Here is a 9,654-nt window from a genome sequence, read left to right as displayed (position 1 = left end):
GGTTTACCAGATCGTGCAGGTAGGCCGCCGCGATCAGGATGTCGTGATCTCCGCGCCGTTCACGCGCGGCGATCTGCAGCGCGATGCGTTTCACGCGGCGCAGGTGCGACAGATCGTGGCTTCCGTCTGACAGGTCCGCATGGGCGCGAAGTGCCGTCTCCAGTTTCAGCGCGAGTGTATCGTTCATGGCAGACATCCAATGGCTTCGAGCAGGGAAGGAACGACGACGGCACCCGTCTTCCGCAGGCGCGCCGCATCGGTCAGGCCGGTGCTGACCAGAACCGGCCAAAGACCGGCCTCGGTGGACACGGCATGATCGTCGAGAGAGTCGCCGATCATCGCGACATCGGCCGGATCAAGGCCGAGAGCGGCAAGATGCAACCGAAGCGAGTCGAGCTTGGTCATGCCGCCTTCGTCACTTTGGCCCTCGATCCGGATGAACAGGCCGTCGATGCCGTGCAGGCGGGTCAGTTCCTGCACCTCGGTCTGTGGCGCCATCGACAGGATGGACTGTGATCGCCCCCGGGCGGCCAATTGGGCCAGGGCGTCGTGCGCGTCTGTTGCCAGGGACTGGCTTCGCTTGAGCGGCTCATAGAGCCGCCGGTAGAAGGCGATGGCATCGGCAAGCTCATCACTGCCCAAGGGCCGGTTGAGGAGTGATCCGAAAAAGGCCGCGAAGTCGCGTGATGCGTGGCGGCGGATGTCATCGCGGGTCAGGCCGTGGCGTCCTTTGGATGCCAGCCATTCGATCGATGCGCGGACGGTCAGATCGGTGTCATCGAGAAGGGTGCCGTTCCAGTCCCAGATCACATGGCGAATTGTCGGCGGAGGGGGTCTGAAGGGCGCAAGGTTCATGGCAGGCGGTTTCCTTCCACATCAAACATGTGCAGCGCTTTTGCTTCAACCGCAATCGCGACGGTCTCGCCAAGGGGCAGGGCAGTCGGGCACCGCACGCGTAGCACGGCATCACCCGACCGGCCGATCAAAAGACGGTCGGTGCCCATGAGCTCGACGTGTTCCACCTTGATGGACAGATGTAAGGCATCCGGCTGCGGTCTGCTGCGGTCCGCCATCACCTGGGCATCCTCGGCCCGGAAGCCGACGGTCGTGCCGGTCAAGGGTGGCGCAAGGCTGGCGGGCCAGCCTGCAACGGGGGCATTCGCCAGAAGGACCGGCGGGCCGGAAGACCGGACCGGCAAGAGGTTCATGCGCCCGAGGAATTCCGCGACAAAGGTGTTGGCGGGGCGCAGAAACACCGGCTCGGGCCGCCCTTCCTGGGCGACGCGTCCGGCGTTCAGGACGACCAGATGATCGGCCAAGGTCAGCGCCTCGGTCTGGTCGTGGGTGACGTAGATCATCGTGGCACCTAGCTTTCGGTGCAGGGCCGCCAGTTCCGCCCGCATTTCGGTGCGCAGTTTTGTATCGAGGTTGGACAGGGGCTCGTCCATCAACAGCACGTCAGGGCGGCGCACGATGGCACGGGCGATGCCGACGCGCTGACGCTGGCCACCCGAAAGCTGGGCCGGTCGGCGGTCGAGAAGCGCATCGATCCGGACGAGGCGGGCGGCGGCCAGCACCCGTGCTGTGCGATTGTCGCGCGACAGGCCGATCATGCGGAGCGGAAAGGCGATGTTCTCGGCCACGGTCTTGTCCGGGTAAAGCGCGTAGTTCTGAAACACCATCGCCACGCCGCGGCGGGCTGCATCCACGTTCGTCACGTCACGACCGCCAAAGTGCAGATGGCCCGCGCCTGGCGCGTCGAGCCCGCTGATGCAGCGGAGCAGGGTCGACTTGCCGCAACCCGAGGGGCCGACGACGACCGTCGCCGAGGCTGCGGGACAGCGGATCGTCAGGCCGTCAAGCACCGGGACGGTCGAGCCGGGGTAGGATTTGACGAGGCCCCGGACCTCGACCTCCGGGGCGTCGACCACCGGGTCTTCGATTTCAGCCATCGGGCATCAGGTCGGCCAGGGCATCCTGCAACCGGGCGATCCCGTCGGCAGCCGAGACATCGCCATTCAGGATCTCGAACTGGATGTCGCCGAAGCGGCTTTGGAATTCGGTATTCTCGTTGCCGGGAATGGCGAACCAGGCGTCGGACGGCTGCGAGTTCACCGCCGCGAATGCAGGGTTCGCGGCGAAATAGGGGGCAAGGTAGGCCTCGCCTTTCGCCGCTTCGGTATTGTGCGGCACCGTTGCCGTGGCCATGACGATGCGCGTCACCGCCTCGGGTGTGACCAGCGCCGAAAGCGCCTTGCAGGTCGCCGCCTGAGCCTCGGGGTCCGTGGCGAGCATCACAAAGCCGTTGGCCGAGGCATTGGCCATCACGTTTCCGCCTTCCCGTATCGGCATGGGGGCGAGCGTGACCTCGAAATCGACCCCACCGGTCAACTGCGGGAAGGATGATGAGGGGAAGATCATCATGCCCAGATCACCGGACCGGAAGAGGGCGGCAAATTCGCTCCAGAACGCCGAGGGCGCGATGGCGGGCATCTGGCCGTCTTCGACCAGTCCGCGCATGAAGGCCATGGTTTCAACTGCGGCGGGGGAGTTGATGCTGGGGCTGCCGGACGCGTCGATCCACTGTGCGCCTGCGGATTCGGCCTGCGCCTCGAAGAGATAGGTGTTGGGCATGTACATGAGGACGCCGAACTTGCCGGTACTGGCATCGCTCAGCTTTGCGGCGGCGTCCTTGAGTTCGGCCCATGTCGCGGGGGGCTTGGCGGGATCCAGACCCGCTTCGCGGAAGGCCGTGGCGTTGATGTAAAGGGCGGGCAGCGTGGTGTAGAACGGCATAGCGTAAAGCTTGCCGTCGGGACCGCGCAGGATGTCCAGGAGCGACGGGTCAAGCTGCGCCTTTAGGGCGGGCTGGCTGTCGAGGCAGGCATCAAGCGGCTGCGCGCGCCCCGAATGCAGGAACGTCGAGAAGATCGCGCCGGTCACCCGCACCGCATCGGGCGGGTTGCCCGCGACGATGTCCGCCAGAACGCGCTGAGCGGTTTCAAGGTCGTTCTTGTTGTCGATCTGAAGATCGATGGCAACCGACGTGTCGGCGGCGTCGAACCCGGCGAAGATCTCTTTCAGGACATCGCCATTTTGGCTTTCCTGGCCCGAGACGATGGTAACGGTGGTCTCCGCGAAAAGGGGCGCGATTGGGGCGAGGGTGGCAGCGAGGATGAACGGCAGACTGCGGCATTTCGGGAACGCATGAACCATGGGGAAAGTCCTTTTGTTTGGGTGGGGGTCAGTCAACCTGGCCAGACGCAAGCGCGATGCCCGACACGAAGTGGCGCTGCGCCATGAGAAATCCGAGAACGAGCGGCAGAACCGTGAGCGTGGCCGCAGCCATCTGCGCGCCAAAGTCGCCGCCGAGTTCATGGTCGAGAAAGCGGACGATGCCGAAGGGCACGGTCGCCGCATGATCGCTGCGCAGGACGAACGAGGGCCAGAAGTAGTCGTTCCAGTGCGAGACGAAACTGAAGAGGCAGAACGTCAGGATGGCGGGGCGGGCCAGCGGAAAGACGACGTGAACCAGAAGCCGCATCGGGCCCGCGCCGTCCAGTCTTGCGGCGTCGAAGACCGATCCCGGCAGGCTGAGAAAGAACTGGCGCAAGAGAAAGACGCTGAAGGCTGAACCGATGAATGGCAGGATCAGTGCGCCGCGGGTATCGATCAGGCCCGACCAGGCCAGGAGGACATAGATCGGGATCGCGGTTGCATGAAACGGGACCATGATCGCCAGCAGGACGAGCCAGAGACTGAGGTCCCGCCCGACGAACCGCCAGCGCGCCAGCGCATAGGCGGCCGGCACGCAGGTGACGATCTGCCCGATAAGGATCGCGCCGACCACGATCAGCCCGTTCAGGTAGTAGCGCAGCACCGGAACCTCGGCAAAGACGCGGGCGTAGTTGTCGAGGGTTGGTTCGGACAGGGCCAGCAGGGAGCCTTCGAAGATGCGCTCTTCGGGGGTGAGAGAGGTGCGCAGCATCAGCCAGAACGGCAGCAGCACCAGAATTGCGCCCGCTGTCAGCGCAAGATGCAGGACGATCTGACGGGCGTGACCGGCTGTCATCGCTGCCCAGCACTTTCCAGACGGCGCGTGGCGCGTTTCTGGACGGCTGTTGCCGCGAGAGCCACCCCAAGAATGATGCAGGTGACAACCGCCCCGCCGCCGATATCGAAGAAATAGATGCCACGCTTCCACAGCAGGTAGGTCAGCGTCTCGGAACTGCCGGAGGGGCCTCCCTCGGTCATCAGGGCGACCGTGTCGAACGTGCGGAGCGCCTGGATGACGCTGATGACAAGGGCAAAGACGGTTGCGGGCCCAAGCGTGGGCCAGGTCACATGCCAGAACCGGGCCACGCGACCTGCGCCGTCGATCCGGGCGGCCTCCATCACATGAGCGGGGACGGCGCCCAAGGCGGCCAGGTAGATGATCGTGACGAACGCCACCTGCTGCCAGTTCCCGACGATGGCGACGGCCACCAGTGACATGTCGGTCGAATTCAGCCAGTCCGACACTCCCGTCCACCGGCCCAGCGTCTGGTCCACGAGCCCGCGCCGTGCCAGGAACATCCAGCGCCAGACGGTTGCCATGGCCACCAGCGTCGCGGCAACCGGCAGAAAGTAGATCGCCCGCCAGAACCAGGCCCCCCGGTGCAGCGTGTCGATGGCAAGGGCGCAGGCAAGGCCCAGCATGGCGGACGGAATGACGGTCAGGAGCGCGTAGCGGCCGGTAACCCAGAGCGCGTTCGCGACTTCGCCACGGCTTGCGGCTGCGCGGATGTTGTCCAGTCCGGCCCATGCCCAGGTTCCGGCCAGAATATCGACCTCGAAGAACATCAGTCCGACGGCAAATGCCGCAGGAATCGCGACAAAGGCCAGAAGCAGAACGAGGAGAGGTGCCACGAACAGGTAGGGGGCCGCGCCATACCCCAGCCTGCCGCGTGGCAGCGCGGTCAAGGGCGCGCGCAGGATATCGAGATCGGTCATGCCTGACCTATCTGGATGACGGTTTCTGCCTGCAGGCAGGCCAGTGCCAGACCGACCGGCCCGCCGAACCGCTGTGATGCCGCTGCAAACGCGGCAGACCCGTCCTCTGCTGCCGCGAGATGGGTCAGAAGCAGCATTCGCGCCCCGGCGGCGCGGGCAAGATCGCCCGCCTCCTCGGGCGTCATGTGCGCACCACCCGGTGGCTGTGATCCGGAAAAATGCGCCTCGCAGAGCAGGACGTCGGCATCGCGGCAGAAGTCCACGAGCCCGTCGAACGACCGCGTGTCGCCGGTGTAGACCAGCCGCGTGCCGACCGGTCCGGTGGCAAGGCAGGCGGCTTCGGTGGTGTGGTCCGCCACGCAGGTGTCGATCAGAAGCGACCCGGCCACGAAGGCTTCGCCGGCCGTGAATTCGTTGACGTCGAAGACCTCGAACACCCAGTCGCGGCCTTCGGCGAGAGCATTGCGAAGCCTTGTCAGACCCTCGCCCTGACCATCGCCGTCAAGGCGCCAGCTGCGGTGGTCAAAGAGACCGGCCAGCCGGGTCAGGAAAGCCAGGCCACCTAGCGGCAGGAAGACAGAAAGCCGCCGGACGTGGCCACGGGATATCCATTCGGTCATGGCGGCGTAGGCCAGCGGGATCAGATCGAGAATATGGTCGGGGTGGAGATGCGAGATGACCACCGCCTCAAGATCGACGGCGCGCATACGGGCGAGAAGCCTTGCAGCGACCCCAGGTCCGCAATCGAAAAGCACACCCGCGCCGCCCGCCGACACCAGATACCCCGAACACGCCACCCCGTCATAGGGGTAGCCGCCAGCACATCCCAAGACCTGCAGCTTCAGTTCCCGCGTCACCGCGTGCCCTTCCAGAACCTTTCGAGCAATCAGTATCTTTTGCGCTGCGGCATCTGTCTGTTCGGAAGAGAGAACCAGCCATAGGCCGCGTCTATGGATCCGAGCCGCCCGGCACGGACGCAATCGTGCCGGTCACACGACGATCTCTTCCGTCAGCGCCGCGACATAGCTGCGCAAGAATGCCGTCCTGGACCGGGCCTCGCGTTTGCCCATTGGCGTCAGGAAACGGCTCTCAAGACGAAACAGCCGTTCGAAGAAGTGATCGACAATGAAACGCCGGTCGTTCAGCGCCCTGCTTTCGGGGATCGGCTGCTCTTCATCATAGAGCGACGCGCCAAAACGGCCACCGACGATGATGCAGCGCGCAAGACCGACCGCGCCGAGGCTGTCGATCAGGTCCGCGTCATGAAGCACGCGCGCCTCGGCGGTCTGCGGCTGCGGACCTTTCCCGGAGTGGGCAGCAATTGCGTGATGTACGCTGTCAATTGCGTCTGCGGACAACAACCTTTCGCGACGCAGGAAGTCGCGCGCCACCCGCGCCGAGTCGAGCGCCGAGGGCCCTCGCGGGCCGTCGACCGGCACATCGGTGATGACGTCGTGCAGCCACGCGGCGGCTGTCACGACTTCGGCGTCTGTGCCCGGCTCTTCAGCGGCGAAGCGTTTGGCATTTCCGACCACCCGCTGAATGTGCAGAATGTCGTGCGCCGGATCGATCCCGATCTTTTCCACGACAAAGGCGCGAAGGCCCGGCTCGAAAGCGAACATCATTCGTCGGAAACCTGAAACTCGTCGATATACGCGCTTGAGATCAGGCGTTCGCGCGCTTCGGACAGCTCCGAAATCTGGCCCGGTGCGAATTCTTCGCATTGAATGGCATCGACGCCATGCAGAATGGCGGATTGCACCATGTGTGCGTAGCGCCCGATCTCTCCGCCATCCATGAAGTTCACCGCATTGCCCAGGTTTGCGAAAAATACGGGCATCGCGTGGGCGTCATGCATCGGCAGCTCCCAGAAATCTCCGTAGGATCGCACGGTTGCCTTGAAGTCGATGTGGAACTCATCATCCCCCGAGGTCGCCGAGAACACGAAAGTCGGGCGCCTCTGCTGCTGGAGATCGGTTGCGGACAAGGCCTTGTTGCCGGTGGCGGAAAAGATGATGTCGGCCTTCCGGATCGCATCCTCACGGTCGGGGATGCGGTAGTTCAGGCATTTGGCCAGAACGCGGCGGCAGGGATCGGTGTCGAAGACGGAAACGTCATAGCCCTGCCGGGTCAGGGTGTCGGCGATAGAAAAGCCGATCTTGCCAAATCCCAGCACGGTGATCCGCTTGGAATGAAAGGTGTCGCCGATCTGGCGGAGCTGGCGTTCGGCCGAGAAGACGATGGCGCGACCGACCCACCAGTCTTCAAGACGCTTGGTCTGGCTGCGCGCGATCGAAATCACCGGCATATCGGCCAAGTCCGCCCTTTCGTAGCGCTGATGGCCGTTTTCGGTATCTTCGACGATGCCCTTGATGTTGGGAAAGTAGCCTTGGGCGCGCCACTTTGGCACGTTCGAGAAGTACCCGCCGATGTCGACAAGGATCGTATCCTGCGCTTCGGTCATCCGGTCCAGAAGATCGGACATCGCGAGAGGGCTGTCGCAAATCGCACGCGACAGGATTTCGGTCCGGTGATGCCGAGCGATCCGGCGCAGAATGTCCGGTTGGGCCGATTTGGGTTTGACCAGAATACCCAGCACATCGGTGGATTTGCGCAGGGCGGCCAGATAGGCGGGCAGACTTCCGATCGCGTGCCCCACCATGACGATGCGTGAGCGAGGCCCGGACATCCCCGCCCGCACGCGATCAAAAAAGCTCGCGACGCTGCCGCCTGCGGGTACAAACTGCCGTTGCGCCATCCCGGAAGCCGACGGCACCCCGACCGCGGGCGAAGGGTCTGATCCATGTGTCTGCAAAAGGTGCTGAGGATGGATCGCATGTGTCGACGTGGCCAGCCCATGCGACGGCTCAATGTGTCTCATATCTGCAGTTCTCCATCGCAGTTCGCCCGGCCCCGATCATGCGGATTGGCCGGTGATCCCAGCTGCCGTGACAACGACGGTGCCGTTTAACGTGTGAGTACATCGCTCGATACACGCGACTCAGTTACCCTTTTGTGACGCAAAGACTAGCGCTTCGTACGTCAGAACTGTTCCGCTCAGTGTATTCTGGTTTCCTAAATGATGCCCAGCCAGACGACTGGAGAGCTGGCATACTGAACATTGGCTGGGCCTAGGTCGTGTTGACAAAAGGGATTCACAAAGGGCGCTGATCGTGATTCAAGCTGATATCTATGATGGAGCTCAGCTTGGCACGAGACCTTATGTCGGACGAGGAATGGGCGTTTCATGGACGCTTCATCTCTGCAGTCTGCGCCCCGAGCGGGCGCAAGCCTATGAACCATCGTCTTGTTCTGGATGGGATTTTCTGGATTGCGCGGACGGGCTCGCCCTGGCATGACCTGCCGGAAGAGTTCGGCAAATGGTCCTCGGTGTATCGCCAGTTCCGACGTTGGACCCTGGCGGGGTTGTGGGAAGGGATCATGGACGCTCTGAACGAGAGCAGGGTGGTTCCCGATGCCCTTCAGATGATCGACAGCACCGTGGTTCGCGCCCATCATCAGGCAGCGGGCGCAAAAGGGGGACTCCGCGACAGGGTTTTGGCCGCTCAAGAGGTGGCTTCACGACCAAGATCCACCTTCGCGTCAACGGTGCAGGCCTACCGATGAGGTCAGAGATCACACCGGGCGAGACCTCGGACTATCTGGGCTTCGATCTGGTCATGGTCGACAACTTGCCCGAGCCCGCCGTCCTCCTCGCGGATCGAGGCTATGACTCTGACAGCATTCGCAAAACCATGGAAGCGCGGGACGTGGTGCCGGTCATCCCGATGCGCAAAACCCGCAAGCTACGCGTGGCCGTGGATCGCACCCTCTATCGGCTGCGCAATCTCGTGGAGCGATGCTTCAACAAGCTCAAGAACGCCCGCCGCGTCGCCACCCGCTACGACAAAACCGCCGTGAGCTTCCTCGCTTTCATCGACATCACGTCAATCCGCCTCTGGCTCCGCCATTTGTCAACATGACCTAGTCATTCCGGGATTGATTTCAACACCTTGGGCGCCGGGGCGACAACAATTTCTCAGTCGGTTTCAAAGCGGTTGGCTTTCGAACAGTTTCGTCCGGGGATCGGAAAAATCCGCCAGACGGGTTATGCTCTGGGTCTCGAAGCGCGGCTCGACAAAGACCAGATCCTCGCTCTCTGGCTTGAGACTGTCGAAATGGGGCGGGGTCCGAATGGCTGGATGACCGGCTTCTTTCACGCCAGCGAGGAACTGCATCAGAGGCCACCGAACGAACTGTCGCAAGAAGAGTTTTTGCGATTGGTTGCGGTTCTCGTTGCACCAGCAACCTTCGATCTGCGTCGAGAAGATGCCGCCCTCGCGGAGCGGTTGGAGCGGATTGAGCGCCTAGTCGCGGGGAATTGTGCCCCCAAAGATCATAGCGACGTCTGGCTAGAAGGTTGTCAGTCAGCGTCCGTTCCGTCCGCACCCTAGCCGCGTCCGGCGAAGGCGATGAGGTTGTCGTCAGGATCTTTGATGATGAACGTTCGAGCGCCCCAGGGTTCGTGTGTGGATGGCTCCTGCAATGCAAGAGGTTTTTGGCGATGCTGCGACGGTCGTCAGTACAGTCGTGTGTCCGGCCTATTTGTGCGGCGGCGTAGCCACCCCTGGCCCTGATGAGTTCCGCGAGCAAGGTTCCAAA

11 protein-coding genes are annotated in these 9,654 nt (G+C 63.2%); 2 read left to right on the top strand and 9 right to left on the bottom strand.

The window, feature by feature from the left end; translation table 11 throughout:
• From ACRCSW_RS11935 to ACRCSW_RS11895, 9 genes are all read right to left on the bottom strand, one after another.
• Nucleotides 1-187: HD domain-containing protein (locus tag ACRCSW_RS11935; RefSeq protein WP_438705341.1), on the bottom strand; the 187-nt coding region annotated here is incomplete at its 3' end.
• Nucleotides 184-855, bottom strand: a complete 672-nt coding sequence (locus ACRCSW_RS11930) for an HAD family hydrolase (RefSeq protein WP_438705340.1) — start codon at nt 853-855, stop codon at nt 184-186. The genes ACRCSW_RS11930 and ACRCSW_RS11935, both read right to left, overlap by 4 nt.
• The gene (locus ACRCSW_RS11925) at nt 852-1,952 is read right to left on the bottom strand and encodes an ABC transporter ATP-binding protein (protein ID WP_438705338.1); all 1,101 of its coding nucleotides are present in this window, start codon (nt 1,950-1,952) and stop codon (nt 852-854) included. The genes ACRCSW_RS11930 and ACRCSW_RS11925 overlap by 4 nt, the downstream gene beginning before the upstream one ends.
• Complete coding sequence (locus ACRCSW_RS11920) at nt 1,945-3,216, bottom strand: extracellular solute-binding protein (RefSeq protein WP_438705337.1); 1,272 nt, start codon at nt 3,214-3,216, stop codon at nt 1,945-1,947. The genes ACRCSW_RS11925 and ACRCSW_RS11920 overlap by 8 nt, the downstream gene beginning before the upstream one ends.
• A 28-nt stretch (nt 3,217-3,244) precedes the next feature.
• Nucleotides 3,245-4,072 (bottom strand): carbohydrate ABC transporter permease, encoded by an 828-nt coding sequence (locus ACRCSW_RS11915; protein ID WP_438705335.1) that lies wholly within the window; start codon nt 4,070-4,072, stop codon nt 3,245-3,247.
• The gene (locus ACRCSW_RS11910) at nt 4,069-4,992 is read right to left on the bottom strand and encodes a carbohydrate ABC transporter permease (RefSeq protein ID WP_438705333.1); all 924 of its coding nucleotides are present in this window, start codon (nt 4,990-4,992) and stop codon (nt 4,069-4,071) included. Before ACRCSW_RS11910 ends, ACRCSW_RS11915 begins: the two co-directional genes overlap by 4 nt.
• On the bottom strand, nt 4,989-5,849 hold the full coding sequence (locus ACRCSW_RS11905) for an MBL fold metallo-hydrolase (RefSeq protein WP_438705331.1): 861 nt from the start codon (nt 5,847-5,849) through the stop codon (nt 4,989-4,991). Before ACRCSW_RS11905 ends, ACRCSW_RS11910 begins: the two co-directional genes overlap by 4 nt.
• A gap of 132 nt (nt 5,850-5,981) precedes the next feature.
• The gene (locus ACRCSW_RS11900) at nt 5,982-6,578 is read right to left on the bottom strand and encodes an HD domain-containing protein (protein WP_438705329.1); all 597 of its coding nucleotides are present in this window, start codon (nt 6,576-6,578) and stop codon (nt 5,982-5,984) included.
• A 35-nt stretch (nt 6,579-6,613) separates the two neighbouring features.
• Nucleotides 6,614-7,681, bottom strand: coding sequence for an NAD(P)-binding domain-containing protein (locus ACRCSW_RS11895; RefSeq protein WP_438705327.1), 1,068 nt, complete (start codon nt 7,679-7,681; stop codon nt 6,614-6,616).
• Between the two features lie 506 nt (nt 7,682-8,187).
• Here ACRCSW_RS11895 and ACRCSW_RS11890 point away from each other — a divergent pair.
• Together ACRCSW_RS11890 and ACRCSW_RS11885 are read left to right on the top strand one after the other, a co-directional pair.
• A protein-coding gene (locus ACRCSW_RS11890; RefSeq protein WP_438705343.1) for an IS5 family transposase occupies nt 8,188-8,975 on the top strand; the annotation gives its coding sequence in 2 pieces (ribosomal slippage) (nt 8,188-8,524 and nt 8,524-8,975; 789 coding nt in all).
• A gap of 30 nt (nt 8,976-9,005) precedes the next feature.
• The gene (locus ACRCSW_RS11885; RefSeq protein ID WP_438705325.1) at nt 9,006-9,446 is read left to right on the top strand and encodes a transglycosylase domain-containing protein; all 441 of its coding nucleotides are present in this window, start codon (nt 9,006-9,008) and stop codon (nt 9,444-9,446) included.
• The last annotated feature ends 208 nt before the right edge of the window (nt 9,447-9,654 follow it).

The sequence above is a fragment of the Tabrizicola sp. genome (assembly GCF_051645465.1).
Lineage (GTDB): Bacteria > Pseudomonadota > Alphaproteobacteria > Rhodobacterales > Rhodobacteraceae > Tabrizicola.
The sequence above is the reverse complement of the archived record's forward strand: the minus strand, read 5'-3'. Positions and strand labels throughout refer to the sequence as shown.

Bases quoted from the DNA above. Each gene is read 5' to 3' on its own strand.
- ACRCSW_RS11930 (WP_438705340.1), bottom strand. From the start codon at position 855: ATGAACCTTGCGCCCTTCAGACCCCCTCCGCCGACAATTCGCCATGTG.
- ACRCSW_RS11925 (WP_438705338.1), bottom strand. From the start codon at position 1,952: ATGGCTGAAATCGAAGACCCGGTGGTCGACGCCCCGGAGGTCGAGGTC.
- ACRCSW_RS11920 (WP_438705337.1), bottom strand. From the start codon at position 3,216: ATGGTTCATGCGTTCCCGAAATGCCGCAGTCTGCCGTTCATCCTCGCT.
- ACRCSW_RS11915 (WP_438705335.1), bottom strand. From the start codon at position 4,072: ATGACAGCCGGTCACGCCCGTCAGATCGTCCTGCATCTTGCGCTGACA.
- ACRCSW_RS11910 (WP_438705333.1), bottom strand. From the start codon at position 4,992: ATGACCGATCTCGATATCCTGCGCGCGCCCTTGACCGCGCTGCCACGC.
- ACRCSW_RS11895 (WP_438705327.1), bottom strand. From the start codon at position 7,681: ATGTCCGGGCCTCGCTCACGCATCGTCATGGTGGGGCACGCGATCGGA.